Origin of the sequence: Runella aurantiaca (assembly GCF_003339505.1) — a bacterium.
Lineage (GTDB): Bacteria > Bacteroidota > Bacteroidia > Cytophagales > Spirosomataceae > Runella > Runella aurantiaca.
This window is the reverse complement of sequence record NZ_QPIW01000005.1, coordinates 75,917-95,729: the sequence shown is the minus strand read 5'-3', so window position 1 is coordinate 95,729 and position 19,813 is coordinate 75,917. Positions and strand designations below refer to the sequence as shown.

Here is a 19,813-nt window from a genome sequence, read left to right as displayed (position 1 = left end):
TTTTACAGGCTTTCCAACCTTTTTAGCTCCAAAGGAGTCTTTGTCTGTAGTACTGCCTATTAACAACAGACATTTCTCACCAGAATAAAGATATCTATTGGGGTAAACAATAGACCTTAGTGCAGAAAAAGCGCGATTTTTGATCGCGCTTTTTTTATGGAGTAAATTCAAGAAATCAAACTTTGTGAATACCGTCTTCTTCCAACTTGATTTTGCCTTCTTTTAACAGCCCCCCGATGGCTTTTTTGAAGTCTTTTTTGGACATACCAAACGTTTTATGAATCAGCGTTGGGTCAGACTTATCGGTAAATGGCAGAAAATGTCCTTCGGAGGCTTCCAATTTTTCGAAAAGAACGGTTTTACTGTCGGCAATGCGGTTGTAGGATTGCTCAACAAGCGCCACATCTATCTTTTGGTCTTCTCTGATTTTTTTGATGTAGCCTTTCGTGGGTTTTCCCAAGTCAATGTCTTTAAACACTTCGCCGTGGTACAAAACGCCCAAATGCCGCTGGTTGATAAGGGCTTTGATGCCCAAATCAGTGTATTCAAAAGGCAGAAGTTCTACTGCCATTCCTTCTTTCAGTTCTGAAATATCTTCATCCAAAAAACGGTCAATTTTGGCCGATGCTACAATGCGGTCGGTTTGGGTGTCTAAATGAATAAACACCAGAAACGACTTACCTACGAGCATGTTGTCGCGTTGTTGTTTGAACGGAATAAACAAATCTTTTGGCAACCCCCAGTCCATAAATACCCCCGCCGCCGTCACGGCATTGACCGTCAGGTAGGCAAATTCACCTACGGTTCCGTAGGGTTCAAGGGTAGTGGCAATGACGCGGTCTTCTGAATCGCGGTACACAAAAACGTCGAGATAGTCACCGATTTCAACGCCTTCGGGGACGTATCGGGTCGGAACCAAAATTTCGTCTTCGTATCCGTCCAAATAAATTCCAAATTCTAGGCGTTTCACGACTTGAAGTCGATTGTATTGACCCATTCGCAAACGGCGAGTTCCCATATTATACTTACTTTTTATTGATTATGCTGATTCGATACGGTAATTCAACAGCCCAAAGGTGTTGAATTACGGCAAAGGTAACTCTTTTGCTGGCAAGGGCTAAATGTTACTACTGAAAAAGGCCCGGTATGCCCAAAATCAGGTTGGGGTCAGGGCAAAGTTGTAGAAAATGCGCTCGTTCTCGTAAGGTGCACACGCCGGGAAAGTCCCCTTTTAGGCCAAGTAGGTCGGTCATGAGTTGAAAATGCAGGTGCGGCGGCCAGTCGCCGTTGATGGGGAATTGGCCAAATGTTGCAATGAGTTGCCCTTTTTCGATGGGCTTGCCTTCGTACAATCCTTCCAACGATTCTGCGCTTAAATGCCCGTAGAGGGAATAAAAAAGCTGATTTTCGAGTCTGTGTTCCAGAATAATGGTTGGGCCATAATCACCAAAATTGGCATTGTTGGCAAAACTGTGGACGCGTCCAGCCAACGGTGAAAAAACAGGCGTGCCAGCCCCCGCCCAAATATCAACGCCGAGGTGAATACAGCGCGGCTCTTCTGTTTGTTGAAAATGCGCACTGCGACGATAAATGGTTCGGTGTTCGTTGTAGCCGCCTACACCAACCGAAGCATGGGCGGCGAGTAGTTTTCCAAAAACATAGTCTGAAAAAAGCTGGCTATTTTGTAATTCAACCTGTTCTAATTCAGTATTTTGTTGGGTAAAATCTAGGTGCAAAAAGTCGTTTTTGGCCCAGTCGAACGGGACAACGGACGCAAACGAAGCTTGGTGTTTTTTGAGTAATTCAGTTATCAAAATTGAAACAAGAAAAGGGTTAATACTTAGCGATTTTTTCCAAACGGCTCAACGCTTTAGGCTCTTTGGGGTCAATGAGCAGGATTGCCTTGCAGACAGAACTCATATAGTCGCGGTCTTCGGCGTATTCCAACCCAAATTTGTCCGCTTCCAGTGCTTTGTTAAGCAACTTGGTAAGGGCGCGTTGCTTCAGAATGGAGTCTTGGAGTGAGATTTGCGCATATTTCTGATAATCAGGAATATTGAAGAGTGAATCCATCTGTAGGGCCAGCGCTGCCGTATCTACCACCGCTTTGGGCGCGGCGGTTGTCGTTGAATCCGTGGGTTGAAGTGCAACGTCATCTTTTTTATCCCCGCCAAAATAAATCACCGAAGCGGTAATGAGCACCAATGCGGCCACCCCGACTAAGATAATCAAGGGCGTATTGTTGGAAGTTTTCTTTGGTTTTGGGGTTGAACGAACGTACCCATCGCTTTCTTTTGAGTCCTTTTGTGGCGGGGTAGAGGTTTCTTTCAACGGTTGTACATCGGCCGACGAATCAAAAGAATCAGTGGCTTTTCCCAAGCCCGCAAATGGGCTGTCTTCAAAAATCTCGGTTTGGTCTGCCTTTTCTTGTGCTATTGGCGCAACGGATGGAATCGGGGGCAGTGGTGGGGAGACAGGTGGAGTCGGTGTCTGGCGAATTGCCAAGAGAATTTCTTCGGCGGCTCGGTAGCGTTGGTTGGGATTGACCATCAAACACTTTTTGATGATGGAGGCATAAGGTTCTCTGACGTTTTTAAACGACTCGGGCAACGATTGACTGTTCATGCGTTCGTACACTTGCCGAAGCGTACTTTCCGAACTGTCATCAATTTTATAGGGCACTTCGCCCGTCATGATTTCGTGCAGAATGACCCCAAATGACCATAAATCGGTATTTCGACGAATCTGCTCGCCTTTGATTTGCTCAGGTGAAGCATAATTGAGCGTTCCGCCTTTGAAGCTCTGCGAAATCACGCTGTTGGAAATCGAGTCTGAAAACTTACTCAGACCAAAATCGGTGATTTTGGGAACGTATTTGCCGCGCCATTTTTGAATCAAGACGTTTCGCGGTTTAAGGTCGCGGTGAACCACTCCTTGCGCCCCCGTTGTGTGTAGATGACGAAGCCCTTCCAAAATTCCGACGGCTAAATCGTGCTTTTCGGTATCGGTAAGGGAGTGGTTTTTGATGATTTTGTCCAAACTCCCTAATGGATAATATTCCAAAACGGCAAAATCATGTAAGCCCGCCCACTCCACCGAAAAACGATAACATTCATCATACATGGCAATATTGAGGTGCGGGTCTACCTTGCCGACGGTCTCAAACTCATGCTTGAGCGAATGACTTTCGTTCGACATATTGACGGGGGCCACTTTGATGGCCACGGTAGAGCCATTTTCGGTGTCTACGGCGCGAAAAACCTTGCCGAAAGCCCCCTCGCCAAGAATATCATTGGCGGGGTCGTAGCGATAACGTTGTTTAAATTGCTCGTAAGTCATAAGGCGCAAAACATCCGAATTTCGATTTTGAATAGCCAAAATACACCGATTTTGACTGAAAAGCCTAACTATTTTTATCCAACGGTGAGAAATAAGTTAGTCTCAGTTGCGTACTAACCGAAAACCCACGTAACCATTATCGCTTGCAGGTTTGTACCCGTCGCGGGTGGTGAGCGTGGTAGCATCGACCCCCGAATCTAGCGAGCCGCCCCGAATAACCTTGTATTTTTCTTCCGCCACGTTTACTGGATTATTGACGGGGCTTTTGGCGTAAAAATTGGGGTCGTACCAATCCTGACACCATTCCCAGACGTTTCCTTGCATATCGTAAAGCCCCAGTTCATTCGGCAATTTCTGCCCAACGGGGTGCGTTTTTTTTCCACTGTTTGAACGGTACCAGCCCGCATCTTTCAATTCCACTGTATTATTGCTTTTTTGCGCCCCGCCCCGCGCGGCGTATTCCCATTCGGCTTCGGTTGGCAGTCGGAAGTTTTGGCCAGTGCGTAGATTTAGTTTTTTGATGAATTCCTGCACATCATTCCAGGATACCTGTTCAATCGGACAATCATTGCAGCCGTTATTGGTCAATTTCTTGGGCAACGTTCCCATGATGTTGCGCCATTGTCGCTGGGTAACTTCGTATTTACTGATGTAAAAATCGTTCAGAACAACGGTATGGATTGGTTTTTCATCCTTGCTTCCCATTTGAAATGTCCCCCCTTTTACCGCGACCATCAAGCGACTCAATTCTTCCGAAAATGCATCGGTTTTGGGTGTTGGGGTATAGTTTTTAGGTGGATTTTCATCTTTTTTAGGCGTTGTATTTACGAGAGCGTTGGTGGGGGGCTGTAACACACTAGGCTTGGATTGTTTTTCGGCGGCTCGCCGTTCTTCTAATAAGTTGATTTTCAAAAGCTGATTCCCCGACTCCCGAACGGTGACGGTTTTTTCAAACCCATCGGAGCCACCATCGGTTGGTTTAATTACGACAAGATTGGCGCCAGCGTCCAAGGGTAGTTTTTTGGCAATATCGTTGGGCGAAACGAATTGGCGCGTACCGCCATTGATGTATACATGGACGGGTAAATCAGTTGTTACCAGCAAAAAAGCACGGATTGCGGGAGTTGCTGCCGTTGAGGGTTTCGGATTGTTAACAACTGGTTTTAGTGGTTTAGGTTTTGGTGGTTTGGGTTTTTTCAGGGCTTGGGTCGCTTTGGTCAATCCTTCAGTACAGTGGGCGTCATTTTCTCTGATTCGGAGTGCCCGTTCGTAGTTTTGTACGGCACAGGCATAGTCTTCCCGCTCAAGGCAGGCGTCGGCCCGGCGTCGGTATTCATCAAACGTAATTTGCTGAGCGGGTGCCAAAAAAGGAATAAGAAGGATAACCCATAGCCAAAAAATGGTCCTCATAAGTACAGATAGCTTTTTTTGTTAAAGATAACAGAGTAGGGCCAAAGAATCTTTTACCGTTCGATAAAAAGGATTAGGGCGCATATTCATTTGTTTCGTAAATTAGCCCTCAGTAAGCAAGATGCTGAAATCCAACGAATAACGAAACAACTCCAATGCAGGTAATCCTAATCGGACGAGGACAACAACCGCTGCCGGGGCAGGTGGTACTCAACTCAAGGGGAGTATCGGGCCAGCACGCCCGGGCCGTGATTAACCCTGCTCAAAATACGGTTGTTCTCGAAGATTTAGGCTCTACCAACGGTACGTTTGTCAACGGTTTCCGCATCAAACGTAAAAGTATCAACCACAATGACATTATTTTGGTGGCCGACCAGCGCCTGAGTCTTCAACAAATACTCGACGCTGCCCGCACCACCCGCGACGACCCCAATGATTACTCTCTGGAATTTGGCAAGTTGCAGGATGTCTGGGATAGGTACCAATTATTGCTTCAACAGGCCCGGGGCAATAACAACATGGATACATTTATTACGGCTTGTGTCATCATTGCGCCTGCTCTGTTGGGGACTCTTTTTGTGCCCGTACCCGGCGTGGGTACCGCAGTGGGCAGTGCAGTAGGCTTGGCCGCTCGGGAATTAATGTCTAAAAACAAATCGGCCAAAACGCAGAATTTAGTCACCGATATCGAAAATGACTTTAAGATTCAGTACGTGTGCCCCAAATGTAGCCGCTCGTTGTACGGCTTTCCTTACGAATATCACAAAAAGCAACGCCTGTGTGTACAGTGCAAAGCGATTTGGGTAAAATCTTGAACCTTTAAACGCTGAAAATAGATGAGCCTTAATGAACACACCCAGTTTTTTGGTGGGCCTAATGAGCCTGCCCAAAAAACGCCGCCGCTCTCGCCCCCTAATTTGCCTCCTCAAGCGTCTACACCGCCGCCTGCTGCAATGCCACCCGCCCCAGCGGCAAAGCCAAAAGTTCCCAAAGATTATTCTAAAGTGGCGGGAGCGTTGGCGATTGGTGCGGTAGCGGTAGGGAGTATAGGATTTATTTCATGGACCGTTTTTGAAGGAGACGATACGCCAGTGCCAGTGAAACCCACCGTGCAGCCTCCCATTGATTCGATTGTGCCCGAGTTACCCAAAGAAGAATTTATAGAACCTCCAGTTGCGGTGGTTGAGCCACCATCGCTTCCGCCTCCTCCTCCGCCCCCCGCTCCCAAACCATCGGGAGGCGCGCCCAAGCCTAAACCAGCTCCCCAACCAGAGCCTGAACCACAGCCTCTGCCAGTAGTGCCAGATGAGATTAAAATTGCCGAAATAAGTGATGATTCCGCATTTAAGGATGCATTTATTGAGGCGCGTGATCAGGTAGGACCGGGGGGGCTTTTTGAATACAAAGGCCAATGGTACAGCACGTACTCCATCGAAGAATGGAATGCCATGCCTCAAGAATTGCAGGCGGATTTTACAACGCGTATTGAGCCGATTATCAACCCTGTTGAGGTAGAAAACGAAGCGCCGGTGGTAGAATTGCAGCCAGATATTGTTAAATTGGATACCGACAACGACGGTATTGAGGAAACTACCATGGCGGATCATAACCACGACGGGCTGGCTGATGTTGTCATCAAAGACGAGCCGGGAGAAGGTATCTCGGGCTTTATGTACGTGGATAAAAACAACGATGGAAAACTCGAAACCGCCATCCCCGTATCTGACGAAGGACAGGTCTTGGAAGATAAAGCTGAAACCTTGGAAAATCCGTGGCAAGTGCCCATGCACCCAGCCGCTGGTACGCCCGCTTCGACCGTAGCCAACTCATTGTCAAGTCTTAATGAAGCGTCGGAAGTGGTAGATTTGGACACCGATGGGGATGGATACGCCGAAACCGCATTGGTCAATAAAGATACCGATATACAGGCAGAGATTGCCCTCGTTGATACTGATAAAAATGGAAAACCTGATTTGGCTTTGCTGGATACTGATGGCAATAATACGCTCGAAACCGCCGTACCGATTGGCCTAGACGGTCAGCCCATCATGGCCCAAAGTGAAGCCTACGAAAAGGCCCCGATTATTGATATTCCGGGCCATGAGGATGCGGTAGAAACACACCTAAATTATACATCAGGGTACGGTGCACACGACACGCCTGTGGTGCCAGATACCGATGTGTCAACGGACGATTTATTCACAGTTTAATAAAATTACAGTTATGTTGGATGAAACTGGAATGTTGGGTTTTCACAAGAAAGAAGAGGCCCAACCGCAACAACCCAAGCCGCAACCACAACCTCAGGCGGGGGCTTCGCCAGCACGTGAGTTACCCAGAATATTCAGCCCCGATAAAATGACACCGACCGAAATGGCGGGGGCGGGCATTGTCATGGTGGGCAATATTGCCTTTGTGTCATGGTGGGCAATGAATCAAGAACCTTCTGAAGTAGCCGAGGTGATGGATACATCGAGTGGAATTACGACGGAGATTATCAATGCAGCGGTAACTGAAAAAACATCTGAAACGGCGTATGTCGTGCCGCCTCTTACCCCACCTGCTGCGGAGCCGACGGGACAGGCTGCGCCCATACTGGAGGTAGCAGAAGTAAAGCAGGATGTGCCTTTTAAAGAAGCATTTGATACGGCCAGGGCTCAAGTGGGGCCAGGAGGGATTTTTGAATGGCATGGGCAGTGGTATAACACCTATACTGCGGAAGAATGGACGGGCATGACGCCCGAAAATAAAGAGGATTATGTATCTTTGGTAAAACCCTACGTAGAAAGTGAACTGCCCGAAGATACATTTTTGGGGCATGAAGGTCATGTGGAGGTGGCAAATCTGGAACATCCTCCATTGCCGCACCACGACCATTCTGCGGGGCATCTAGAACCCGCCGCTGGGTTGTTGAACCCTCCCGATAGTTATCACTTAGATTCGCTGGATGATTTATTTACGAACACCTAGAAGTGGGTCCCTCCTTTGGGAAAATTAGGTTTTATCTATTGATAGGTTCCTTATGTTTGAGTACGTTTTTCGTTGCAAGGAGTGTCAGCACACCAAAAAAGGACAATCGCCAGTCAAGCTCTTGCCCGGTAGCCCGGCCAAGCTTAACTGTGTGCAACAAAGACCCGAAAAGTGCATTTTTGTCGTGACGCAAGAAGCGGGAATGCCTCCCGCGCCACCAACCAACGAATTTATGCCGCCGCTGTCGCCTCCAACGGGTTTCCAGCACGTTACAAAGTCGGCGGGAGGGAGCAATCCTTTGTTTGCCCAACCCTCTGCCGACGACAACAAAGCGCAAAATGATATTTTTCAACAAACGGGTACCGTCGGATTTTTGGTGGTTCATGACGAAAACGCCGCTGCTCAAACGCATCCTTTACGCATTGGTCCCAACGTTGTTGGGCGCAAAAGCTCATTGCCAACGGCAGACATACTGATTGAAACAAACGACGTCATGATGAGTCGGCGGCACGCGGTCATTGAAGTGACCCGTGATAAATTCGGTCAGTTTCAGTACCTGATTGCCGAAGCAGGAAGTCGAAACGGAACGTTTGTGATGGGAGCCAAAGACCCGATGCGTAAGATAAAATTGGAACCCGAAGATTTGATTTATCTGGAAGACAACGATACCATTCAAATGGGAAGAACCAAAGTGGTTTTGCAGACGACCAAGGCGGCAAGCAATGCAAGAGATGCCGCCCGAAACGTGCAGGGAACGGACTATTCCCAAACCATCATTTGGTGATAATTAGGCGCTTAATCTATTGATTTTACTTATTTAGCCGGTTATACGATGCCGTATAGTATCTACCCGCCTTTGGGCTTTACATTTCAAGGACAGCGCGAAAACAACGAGGATTCGGTGTATCCTGAAGTTGGAATGGCCACGCCTCAAAACCGCTTTTTTATTGTTTGTGATGGGGTAGGAGGTGCCCAAAAGGGAGAATTGGCCAGTCACATTGCCGTGTCAGGTTTTTCAGATTATCTCAATGCCCATACGGCTTCCGATTTTTCGGAAGAGGTTATCGGTGAAGCACTTGGGCATGTTCAACAAAAGTTTGATGAGATGTTGGCCGTTCAGCACCTACTCAAAGGAATGGCGACGACCTTTACGCTGGTCGCTTTCGGGGAAGATGCTGTACACGTCGGACACATTGGCGACAGCCGTATTTATCAAATCAGAAACGGGACGATTATTTATAAAAGTGAGGACCATTCCAAAGTCAATTTCCTACTAAAATCAGGATTGATTTCTGCCGAGCAAGCCCAAAATCACCCCGAGCGGAATGTAATCATGCGGGCTATTCAGGGGTCACACCGAGACACCAAAATCGAAATCCATTCGTTGACCGATGTCCTGCCGGGAGATTACTTTTTTCAGTGTACTGACGGGGTACTAGAAAATGTAAACGATGACGCACTTTCTCAAATTTTGGGAAGTGAGGAAACCAATCCCCGCAAACTTCAACTGATTCTTAATCTTTGCGATGGCAACACGCGGGATAATTATTCTGGGTATTTAATTCAGGTAGCCAACAACGAACTTGCTGATGCCGCAAAAGAGTGGATTGAGCCCATGCAGGCAATGGCCCAGAATGCCGATAATACCATGAAATTCAAGCCAGTAGCGCCCGATACCGCTGCCCCAGTTTCGCCGCCCGAAACGCCCAAAAGCAACCGAGGACTTTGGTATTTAGGGGCCTTGGTTTTGATAAGTATTGTTTCATTCAGCATCTTTTTTCTTAATAAAAATAAACCAAAATTAACGGTCTCGGAAGCTGTTTTGCCCGTAGTTACACAAGAAATCGATACGCTTAGTTCCGTGGATACGTCTATTGCGAGTGAATCCCAATCGGCACCTTTGACCGCTTTTCCAGTGGTAAAAGTGCCACCCCATTTATCCGCCAAGATAAAAGCCCTTAAAAAGGCAGCGGCGTTAGATTCAGCGGCGGTGCCGTTTGGGGGTGTTACTCCGAACGAAACGGCCTTTGGGAAGAGTAAAAAAGATACGGCAGCCAGCGCAAAAAAAACACCAGGAAGATAATCTAGAAAGTAGAAAAAATCGTGATTTTGGGTTTTGAAAAAACAGAAGCAGATGAGTTATTGATGCAAAAAATATGATAAAGATAATCAGAGGATGGCTTTTGCTTTTTTTGATGGGAATCGCAATTAGTGGTTGGGCACAGTGGAATAGCAATCTGAGCCAAAACACCCGCGTAAGCGCGGGGGCCATGCACACATTTGCGTACGGTGCAGTGGTGGGAGATGATGGCAGTGTGTTAGTGACGTGGGCCGAAAGCATTGGCAATGCGTCCATCATGTTTGCGCAACGCTACCGGGCGGATGGCACCGTTGCGTTTGCCAAAAAAGAATTGTTTCGCTATACGTTTGCTGATTGTACGAAAGAAGGTTTTTCGGGGATGAAATTGCTGAAAGCCACTGGCTCAGACGACGTTTTTGCGATTTATAATCTCAATACTACCCTCGTAATTCAAGGAGGATTAACCACGTATTTGCAGTATCAAATCATTTCCTTTAACGACGGCACCACCAAAATCCCTAATAATAGCAATGAAAATCGGGGATTAAATCTAGGATATAATTATGGTACGACGGCGCCGGGTGTTTCGTTTGATGCCCATTTTATCCGAGATGGAGGAAGCAAAGTAGCGATAACATGGGCGCAAAAAAACAACCCCGCCGACCTAAATCGGGGCGGAGGGGGGAGTCTCGTTACCTTAACAGATTTGCGAATTGCCATTTTGGATGCCTCCAACCGAATCGCTCCCACGGCGTATTTTATTGAAGGCGACGGTGGTGACCAAAACAGCCCACGGGTTTATGCGCAGGGGGAACGTATTTTCGTATCGTTTATTGATAGAAATTCAACCGTGGCGGTAAGGAAATATAAGTACGCCCTAAATGGTACCACCATTTCTAAAGAATGGGGCGGAAATGCGCAGTACCTTGGCAGTTTGCCTGACCCCCAAAATATGGGTGTTCAGCCAAGTTTTGATGATAGCAACCCCATTTGTGTCTATTCAGTGTCTGGCTCAGGGGTGGGGAAAGTGATTAAAGCACACCGTTTTAACCCAGCGTCGGGCGCTGCATTAGGAACCACCGACATCGGTGTTGGTGATCAAATTGGAGGGTCGAAAATGGTCGGGAATAGCGGGCAATTTAGTTTAAACGTAGCGTTTATCAATACCCGAAATAATCGCCAAATCGTGCGTCGTTATATGGGAAACACCGCAACCAGCGCTGAAACCCCCATTACCTTACGAAATCACGGCGGCGACCCCACTTTTGAAGGAATTAAAATTGCCGACAGTCCTGAGAAATACTTATTTGTGGGCGAAAACCGAGATAACGGAGAACTTTACGGACAAGTAATCAGGTTTGATAACAACTCAAGTGAAGGCGTTCGGGAGTGGGGCGACAACGGCAAAATCGTAAGCAACGCCTCTGGAAACAAATCGGGTGGCCGTCTTTCGGTGCTGAACAGCAATGCGCTGTTTTTTTTATGGCGAGATGAACGAAACAGAAATAGTACTTGTACGGCTGATATTTACGCTCAGGTGTTGGACGCCAACGGCAATCCACCCCTGTCAGTAACCATTTCAAAACCGAGCTTAAATCGTGGCTCTTTGTGCGTAAAAGATACATTGCGGATAAGTTTTACCACAACGGGTACTTTTACCGCGGGCAATGTATTTACCGCCGATATTCTTAACGAGGCGGGTAACTCCGTGGTATTGACCAACTTTCCTGGAGTTACTGCCAGTCCCATTTCCATTGTTTTACCTACGGGGCTACCCAATGGGCGCTATCGAATTCGGGTAAAAAGCAGTATGCCAGTAGCCAACAGTCTAGAGAATAGTGATGTATTTACAGTCACTTCCACGCCAGTTATTACTGCTACCGCCAACGGCCTCAAATCTTTGTCTGTTTGCAGCGGCGCACCCGTAACCCTTACTTCGTCTAATGGATTTACGATGTACAGTTGGAAAGGCCCCGCTGGTTATACAAATTCCTCCCAGTCTCCGATGTTGACTTCCACGATTCCGGGGTATTACATCGTCACGGGTACGAGCTCCTGCGGAACCGCCAAAGACAGTATTCAACTCTCAATCAATCAAATCCCCAACGCTGTTGATGCGACCAATCGTACCAGCTACGTATCGGGGGAAACCATCCAATTGAAAGCGCCTTCCGGAACGGGATATACCTATGCGTGGACGGGCCCTAATGGATTTATGTCTACCCTGCAAAATCCAACCATCGCCAACGCGGCCGTCGGTATGAGCGGAAACTACGTTGTTACGGTAAAGGCCAATGGTTGTGAGGCAAAAAATGAGTTAATGATTACGGTTTCTAATCAACCCGTAACGGGCATAACAACTGTATCCGCAAACCCTGGAGTTGTGTGTCCCAGTGCAAACGTCAGCGTGAGTTTTGTAAAACAACCCAGTAATGGCGTAGCCACTTTCAACGTTTTTCTGACCAATAGCACTGGACAAAAAATCGGTGGCAGTTTAGGCAGCGGAGCCGCGAGTCCTTTGTCGGTACGAATACCTGATGCTACTCCTGCGGGGGCTGATTATCGATTACAGGTAGAAGTATCGGATGCCGTAAAGGCACAAAGTGGCGCGCTAACGGTGTTGCAACGGGCTTCTGCTCAGATGCTTAGTCCGCGTGGCGATACTTCGGTGGTGTTCAGAAAAGCGGGCGATAACCTTAACGTGCGGGTTCGGGTGCAGGGAAGTGGCCCTTTCACACTTAATTTCAGCGGCGGAAGCCGAACAGTCCGCAATGCTGGCGATACGACCCTGAGTTTTCGGATTGAAAATGAAACGACCTTCACTTTTCAGGGAGTAACGGGTGCTTGCGGGGTGGGTACGTTGAGCGGTGTGCGAAGCGCCCGCATAGCCCTCAAACGTGTAGTTGCCATAGAAGAAGACAGTCTTGGTCGCCCAGCAGTGACGGTTTTCCCCAACCCAGTGGCCCACAAACTGACGATTCAGCTTCGGGATAATTTGCCCACAAATGTGACAACGGAGGTGCGAATGTTTGACTTGAAAGGAAGTGTGGTAAAAAAGGTTACTTTCCGTAACTTACAACACGATTGGGATATAAGTAGCCTTCCTTCGGGATTTTATGTAGTGGAAGTGATTCGGACCGAAACTCGGCACACCTTTAAAATCAGGAAAGAATGATGCAAACCATGAAGATACAAGGATTGATTTTTGCGCTAATGATTGGCGTTTTGGGGTGCAAAAAAAAGGATGTTAGCACCCAAATGGACCGCGCCTGGATTATGAAGCAAGCGGTTCATATTCCGCAGGGTGGTGGCGGACGAACCAAAGTTTACGAGCGAGGACAAGCTGGCAATCTGTTTAATTACGACGGATTTTTGCTGGATTTGAGTAATCAAAATGCCTTACAGTTTACCGACATCGGGCAGGGAGGCGACCGTTTTGATTTTACGGGAAAATGGCGCGTTGACCAAAATGTCCGTCTCGTACTGTTTGAACTGAGTCCTGAGCCTACTTGTAGCGAAGGCGTGGATTGTGCCAAAGAAGGTATTCAGTTTTTTATTGATAAAATATCAGACACTGAGCTGAAAATCAATCGATTGTATGTCAGTGACAAAACGGGAAATACCGTGAATGAATATACCTTAATCCCCAAGTAATTGATTGAATACAACGCTACTCTGTACAAAAAAATGGTCTTTACAGTAATACGACGCATCGGTAAAAAACAACTCTGTTCAGGGCTGTTGTTGTTTTTGTCGTATGTGGGTATGGCCCAAAATCTGAATCTAAACGCTACTGGACCAGGAAGTCGGGCAATGGCGATGGGAGGGGCCTTCATCGGGGTAGCTGACGATGCTACCGCGATGTATTGGAATCCAGCGGGCATTGCCATGCTTAATTATGATGACGAATTGGCCGAAGGCATTGGTCCGCATCTGTTGTGTTCGGGCAGGAATACCACGCTTCAAGTACCCATTGATGCAACCCGATTTTCTACCACGTCCAATTTTGGCCCGACCTTCATCGGGGCCGTAATGCCGTTTTCCGCGTCCCGGCTAAAGGGAGAAAGGCATTATCGGATTGGCGATTTGGACCGTAATATTGTACTCGGGGTGGCTTACCAAAGTGTGACTGATGCCAATAAATATACCATTGACCGCACGGTGGCTTCGGCTACCGAAAGCATCAAAAACAACCTGACCATCAGCAACGCGTCGCTAAGCGCGGCTTATCAACTTAGCCGTTATGTTGGAATCGGCGTGACTGCCAACTACTGGTTTGGGATGGGGAATAAACTGAATTATACCTCAGGAGAGCGTACCTTGAATGTAAATCGAACGGGAGAAGGGACGTATGACATCAGCGGGGTGAATTTTGTGACGGGGTTTTTGGCCGATTTTTATGAAGCAAACGTTCCGCTGCGCGTAGGCCTCCGCGTAACGACTCCTTTCAATCTCCGCAATAATTTTACTTACAGCGGTACCGTCACCGATGCGTCGCTGGATGCGACCGAGTTGCGCAGTTACGAACAAAAATATAAAATGCCTTTTACGGTTGGGATGGGTCTTTCGTACCGCGTTCCCTTTTTTCCATTGCTGATGCTTGCCGCCGATGCCGAATGGCTGCCCTATAAAAATCAAGCCATTTCCCAGACTTTTTATGAGTACAATCAATACAATAGCCTGGACCCGAATCGGGGGTTGCCGTTGGTCATTCAGACGCCGCGCCCGCCCGTGATTAGCAACGAAAACCATTATCAATTACGCAGTGGCTTAGAGTTTTTGCTCGTTAATGCCGAAAAAGTAGAATTTCGAGTAATGGGTGGCTACCGCATCCAAACCCAGCTAAACGAAGACGGGTCGAGCAGTAAGGCCAAGGGATTCAGCGCGGGAGCGACGCTCTTTTTTGATCGTTTCAAAATTCACGCGGGCTTTCAACAAATGAAATATCCGCAAACCACGGCAGGAGTGACCAATCAAACGACCCAAAGCGCTTTTTCGGTGGATTTGGTAGTCCATCTGGTAGAAGATATTTTTTGACATGAAATTACGGAAACTTCTTTTTGGATTGCTGCTGATTTTTGCCGTTTCTGAGGCAAAAGGGCAAAGCTTCGTGACGTATTACAAAAAAGGAGAAAGCCTGAGCCAATCCAAAAATTGGCCCGAAGCCATCGAATATTTAAAGGCGGCGTTGCAAGGTTCTGGAATTGATAAAAAAAGCATTGCCACGCGCAACGGCGTTGCGGCTTACTTTCCTAATCGGGAGTTGGGTATTATTTATTTTATGCAGGGAAAAAAAGAAGAAGCCAAGCAACTTTTGGAAAAATCGTACCGTGATGAGCCTACCGACCGAGCATTGGAGTTTCTTCAAAAATTGGACCCCGCATGGATGTCAAACCACCAAATGGCGACCATTCCGCAACCAAAACCATTGTTTGAGAAAGAAAAACTTGAGAAAAACGCTGAATCGGTAGAAGGTGGCGGAAGTTTGACCTTCAAAATCCCCGTTCGGAATGAAGGAGAAGGACGATTTGATAACGGAAAGATAAGAATTGCGGCCGCAACACCCGTCAAAGGCGTTGAATTTGAGCCCTTGGTGGCGGTGGGAGATGTACGGGGAGGCGGCAGTCGATTGGTGCAAATAACGATTAGAACCAATCAATTGCTGACCGACGGCAAAGTAGCCCTGACTTTGACTTTAGAAAGCGAATCGGGTACGGTGTGGGATGAACTACCCGTTAGTTTCGGTACGCTCAGTCCGCCAGCGCCGCTGATGAAACTGGTCGGGTTGGTTGCGGCCAATGATGCTAAATTGGTGCTGGAAAAAGGCCGCAGGTTAAAGGCCGTCAAACTTATGCTCAAAAATGAAGGCCGAGGAACGTTGACAAAACCGCGTATTACGCTCACTTTAAATGAACAGCCTATAACGACTAGCACCAACGGATTAACCACGATTCTGGCGGGAGAAACCGCGACAATTCCTTGTGAGTTTTTTATCCCATCTAGTTTTGTCGCCGCCACTGCTACCGTGGGTGTAACCGTACAAGAAGGAAGTGGCACGTATACTTTTAGCGAAAAAATAGCCGTGCCGGTCCAAGAACCCGTGACTCCATTGGTTCATTTCGACAAAACAATGACCCAATGGGAAGGCATCCGTGAAGGGTTTATTACTCGGCTTTCGCAACCGACGCTGAAATATGCCGTCGTGAATGAGTCGGATGAGCCTTCCAAGGATTTGATTGTGAAGGTAGTTCAAGCGCCAACCAACGTAGGTTTATTGGTGCCCGCCTCCAAGAAAGTTGCTCCGTTAGAATCCAATAAAACGGTGGGAGATGAGGCCAAGCTGAGCGTTTCACCCAAATTGTTGAAGGGAAATTTAGCTAAGTTTACCCTACGTTTGGAAAACCCCCAAGGCAAATTGTTGGATAAAATGGACGTAGAAGTGCCCGTTTTGGTGCCAACAAAGTCCAAGGTCTCCATACCGAGCGCGGAGGAATCTCATAACCTGACCGTTAAGATTGGGGAGTTTTTAGAAAACAATTTTTACTTTAACCTCCGTTCGATGGGTTCAGCCGACGAAGACATTGAGACCAAAAGTAATTTCCAAAAAGAGTTAGTTAGGCTTTGCTTCAAAAAAGGTGATAAAGTAAGCATCGGCAATGACATTGTTCCGAGTGAGCTAATTCTGGCGGGTAAATTTCCTGAGGCTTACGAAGCGGAGAGTTACCTTAATAATTTATTTTTGTGGTATGATAGTTATCAGGTTGATTTTCAGTCGGATGATGCACGATTTTCTCCCATTTTGTTTTCAGACAAAGGCGTTCCTTACGTTGATGTTTACGTCTCAAAAACCTTTACTGGAAAATCCAAAAGCAAGGATTTTTTTGGGGTTACGGTAACGCAGGAAAATCTACTTCAAATTAAAATTGTCTTTGACCGCTACCGACAGTCAAACGGCAAATGGGACAGTCGACAATTGTCGGTGAAAGGCGTAGAAAAGGTGAAAATACCCACAACTATCGCCGTTTTTCCGACGGCTGATGAATGGGAGAAAAAAGAGGCGAATGAGAAAAACGAGCTGATGTCACTATCATCTACCTTGAATGGATTGGTTGAAAATCTAAAAAGCAAACTGCCGCCCACCACCAAGCGCTTGGTGGCAGAGCATTTTATGAAAAAGGATGGTAAAAGTGAAGAAATATACACTTATAAGATAGAAAACGAGTTGACGACATCGTTGGCACTCAAAAAAATAAAATGGATTAATGCTGAAGACTGGGACCCGCTAAAGGCGGTTCCCAACGAAGAGTTTTTGATGGAAGGCACCTATGAATTGGGAACAGCAGGCCTGAAACTCAAAATCAATGTGCGGAATTTTAGAACCTACGAATCAGTAGGCGAGGCGGAAGCAATCATCAATCCCGAGTTGTTGGGCATTGCAACTAAATGATAACCAATGAAATGTAAATATTTTATTAGGATGCTAGTGGGGTGGCTGTTGGTCGGTGGGTTGGCCCGTGCCCAGCAACCTCTGCCCAATCGAAATGTGAACAATGGGTCAGTTCCTGCCTATGAGGGCGAAATCAAAGAGCCGACCCGGGAAGAATTGGACGGGGAGTTTAAGAAACGTACCGAACAGCAAATTCTGCGTTTGCAGGAGTACATCCAAATCATTTCGGATAAAAAACAGTCGGATGAGAACCGGGACAAAGCCATCAAAGAGGCCATAAAATTGTTTCAACCCGGCTCGGTGGTGCAGGTGTCGTCGGGCAAAAAGGGCTCATCGGTGATTTCGCGCAGCGTCGGAGATTATTTCAGGCGATTGAAGGCCCTGCAATATCCACAGGTAGAGATTACTTTTTATGATGCGACCTACGTGGGCGATTACCGTAAGGGTGCTGACGGGGGCTATTACACCACGGCCACTTTTTCGCAGGAATTTAAGGGGAAAGACGAAAAAGGGAACATCATGTATCAGGACAAAACCACCAAAGATGTGGATGTGTCGCTGCAAAATCTGATGGATGAGGATTTTTATAAGCAAAATCGCTGGATTATAAAATTCGGGAATATCAAAGTGACCGAAACCAAAACGCCCGGAAAGCCCATCAATTAAAGGAGGGATTTTGCTGGCATGGTTATAAAAAGTAAGGGAGTTTGTACTTTATACGTTACTGCCCATGCGTTGTTTTTTTGTCTTTATTTTACTGGCAGCAACCGCGTGTTTGACGTGGGCGCAAACGGCTGTAAAACGGATAAAAACCCCCGAATCTACCGTTCAAGAAGTAAAGCAATTGGATGATTTTTTTGACCGATTCAACGCAGCACGCCTTCCAAACGGTCAAAAAGCTCCCGACTCCCTCAAGACTGCGCGCATTCGAGTGGCTTATTTGGAACAACTTGTAAATTCTGAAGATACCAAGTGGCAAAAAGGGCCCGACCGTGAAAAACTCATTCGGTTTCTTCAATTGGTTTGTGATGAGCGTAATTCGCTGTTTTTGAATAAGTTTGACGAGCAAATCTATTGCATTACTTCGTGCAATGTAGACTATTTCGGGACCCAGAGCCTCGCCGATTTATTGTTTCGTCGTAAGGTCTTCAACGACCGGCATCAATGGGTGTTGCAGGGCGCGTCAGATCCTTTTTTAGAGCAATTGGAGCAGAAAATTGAAGGGCGCGGAATTGTTCCCAATGCCCACGAAACCAATTTTCTGAGTTTGTCGAATGAACTGCACGCGGGTATCCCGTTGCGGAGTTACACCGATTCTACCTTTCGATTCGACGCGCTGAGCGCTTTTATTTTTGCCGTCGATAGTCGTCTTATTAAATTTAATGAATGCGAACGGGTCACCGTTTTTTTGACTGGAATTAAAGGTTGGGTGATGAAATTAGAGGATTTTACGCGTGAAAAAGGCAATACTGGCTGGCTCATCAGCGACTTAATGGAAGTAAAAGAGGAGCCGTCAAGTAAATTGATGTTTCAGAATCGGTAATTCTTTACCATTAAGTAAGTTTCGGATTGTAGACTACAACGCTATTCAAAAAGCAACAAAGCCGATTGAAATTTGACATCATCACTATGAGACTTCTTGGCTTAGACAGCGAAGCAACCAGTGAAATAAAAAAGAGGTTGAACTATGATTGAATACACGACTGAACCTGTTGAAATAGATGTTAGGGTAGGTGCAGGATATGGCCACGAAAGAGCCGCGTTGAGAGATTTGCTTGTAGGGCCAGACGGAACAAGCTCATGGGAAAGTGTACGCATTGGAAGACGTGACTTTCCTGTTCAAAGAATGCCCTATATGCTTCAAGATGGGATAATTACCGTCCATGAAGGCATAAGAATTAACGTATATCGTGGTACTACTCACCATTTTAGGCTATTAGAGGCAACTTTGGAAGAGATTCCTCCTTCTCATTTAGAATTGTTTGTACAACGAAAACCTTTGGGAATCATTCTCAATGATTATGCTGGTCTAAACAGTAGTATGCGTTTTACAGGAGGGGTAAATCCTAGTAGAGATTATGCCGACACTGCCGCTTTGGATGAATCCAGAGGAATCATTATTACGTATGGTGCTTTGTGGAGTTTTCATGATAATGGATTTTCTCCCACCCTTATTCATGAAATTGGGCACGTAATGACCCACCATGGAGAAATTAACTATCGCCGTTTTGAAACGAGTGTCAGAGATGGGTTGATTCAAGAAAGTACTTCTGGAGGCCACTCTCGTAGCGGAGGTCGCGATGAAGGTTTGTGCGATGTGTATATGTACATGATTTGTTACGGCGCTGTCAACCCAAATTTGGTCAGCTATTGGAGCTCCAAAACCACTGAATTAGCAGCTTCTGCGGAAGCCTTAGAAGGGATTCGAAACACACCAGCATTTAGCAGGATGCTAACCGCTGGATGGCGAACTCGATACCAAACAAGACGACGATAGCGTAAAAATCCCTACTCTCTCATTACCCTTTACCGTTTACTCAATACTTCTTGCTATTCATGGGCTCTTT

General features: G+C 46.8%; 16 protein-coding genes. 12 read left to right on the top strand and 4 right to left on the bottom strand.

What is annotated here, in order from left to right:
* Window positions 1-175: 175 nt before the first annotated feature.
* The 4 genes from DVG78_RS08655 to DVG78_RS08640 all read right to left on the bottom strand — a co-directional run bounded on the left by DVG78_RS08655 (window position 176) and on the right by DVG78_RS08640 (window position 4,749).
* Window positions 176-1,018: a CvfB family protein gene (locus DVG78_RS08655; RefSeq protein WP_114460704.1), complete on the bottom strand. Its 843-nt coding sequence runs from the start codon at window positions 1,016-1,018 to the stop codon at window positions 176-178.
* 109 nt (window positions 1,019-1,127) lie between these two features.
* Window positions 1,128-1,814, bottom strand: a complete 687-nt coding sequence (locus tag DVG78_RS08650; RefSeq protein WP_114460703.1) for a peptidoglycan DD-metalloendopeptidase family protein — start codon at window positions 1,812-1,814, stop codon at window positions 1,128-1,130.
* Between the two features lie 19 nt (window positions 1,815-1,833).
* Window positions 1,834-3,378 carry a serine/threonine-protein kinase gene (locus DVG78_RS08645; RefSeq protein ID WP_114460702.1) on the bottom strand — a complete coding sequence of 515 codons (1,545 nt, stop codon included), beginning with the start codon at window positions 3,376-3,378 and terminating at the stop codon, window positions 1,834-1,836.
* A 63-nt stretch (window positions 3,379-3,441) separates the two neighbouring features.
* A complete protein-coding gene (locus tag DVG78_RS08640; protein WP_114460701.1) occupies window positions 3,442-4,749 on the bottom strand; it encodes a formylglycine-generating enzyme family protein in 1,308 nt (435 codons plus the stop codon).
* Window positions 4,750-4,904: 155 nt separating this feature from the next.
* Between DVG78_RS08640 and DVG78_RS08635 the strand changes: the two genes are divergently transcribed.
* The 12 genes from DVG78_RS08635 to DVG78_RS08580 all read left to right on the top strand — a co-directional run bounded on the left by DVG78_RS08635 (window position 4,905) and on the right by DVG78_RS08580 (window position 19,743).
* Window positions 4,905-5,564: an FHA domain-containing protein gene (locus DVG78_RS08635; RefSeq protein ID WP_114065164.1), complete on the top strand. Its 660-nt coding sequence runs from the start codon at window positions 4,905-4,907 to the stop codon at window positions 5,562-5,564.
* A 21-nt stretch (window positions 5,565-5,585) separates the two neighbouring features.
* Entirely contained in the window at window positions 5,586-6,959 is a 1,374-nt protein-coding gene (locus tag DVG78_RS08630) for a hypothetical protein (RefSeq protein ID WP_114460700.1), read from the top strand.
* 13 nt (window positions 6,960-6,972) lie between these two features.
* On the top strand, window positions 6,973-7,719 hold the full coding sequence (locus tag DVG78_RS08625; RefSeq protein ID WP_114460699.1) for a hypothetical protein: 747 nt from the start codon (window positions 6,973-6,975) through the stop codon (window positions 7,717-7,719).
* 151 nt (window positions 7,720-7,870) lie between these two features.
* On the top strand, window positions 7,871-8,503 hold the full coding sequence (locus DVG78_RS08620; RefSeq protein WP_158549992.1) for an FHA domain-containing protein: 633 nt from the start codon (window positions 7,871-7,873) through the stop codon (window positions 8,501-8,503).
* 48 nt (window positions 8,504-8,551) lie between these two features.
* Window positions 8,552-9,802: a PP2C family protein-serine/threonine phosphatase gene (locus DVG78_RS08615; protein ID WP_114460697.1), complete on the top strand. Its 1,251-nt coding sequence runs from the start codon at window positions 8,552-8,554 to the stop codon at window positions 9,800-9,802.
* A 73-nt stretch (window positions 9,803-9,875) separates the two neighbouring features.
* Window positions 9,876-12,974: a T9SS type A sorting domain-containing protein gene (locus DVG78_RS08610; protein ID WP_114460696.1), complete on the top strand. Its 3,099-nt coding sequence runs from the start codon at window positions 9,876-9,878 to the stop codon at window positions 12,972-12,974.
* An 8-nt stretch (window positions 12,975-12,982) separates the two neighbouring features.
* Window positions 12,983-13,453, top strand: coding sequence for a hypothetical protein (locus DVG78_RS08605; RefSeq protein WP_147277029.1), 471 nt, complete (start codon window positions 12,983-12,985; stop codon window positions 13,451-13,453).
* A 33-nt stretch (window positions 13,454-13,486) separates the two neighbouring features.
* A complete protein-coding gene (locus DVG78_RS08600) occupies window positions 13,487-14,836 on the top strand; it encodes an OmpP1/FadL family transporter (protein ID WP_147277028.1) in 1,350 nt (449 codons plus the stop codon).
* Window position 14,837: 1 nt separating this feature from the next.
* Window positions 14,838-17,246: a tetratricopeptide repeat protein gene (locus tag DVG78_RS08595; RefSeq protein WP_114460693.1), complete on the top strand. Its 2,409-nt coding sequence runs from the start codon at window positions 14,838-14,840 to the stop codon at window positions 17,244-17,246.
* A gap of 6 nt (window positions 17,247-17,252) precedes the next feature.
* On the top strand, window positions 17,253-17,912 hold the full coding sequence (locus DVG78_RS08590; RefSeq protein WP_147277027.1) for a hypothetical protein: 660 nt from the start codon (window positions 17,253-17,255) through the stop codon (window positions 17,910-17,912).
* 64 nt (window positions 17,913-17,976) lie between these two features.
* A complete protein-coding gene (locus DVG78_RS08585; RefSeq protein WP_114460691.1) occupies window positions 17,977-18,789 on the top strand; it encodes a hypothetical protein in 813 nt (270 codons plus the stop codon).
* A 144-nt stretch (window positions 18,790-18,933) separates the two neighbouring features.
* Window positions 18,934-19,743 (top strand): hypothetical protein, encoded by an 810-nt coding sequence (locus DVG78_RS08580; protein ID WP_147277026.1) that lies wholly within the window; start codon window positions 18,934-18,936, stop codon window positions 19,741-19,743.
* The last annotated feature ends 70 nt before the right edge of the window (window positions 19,744-19,813 follow it).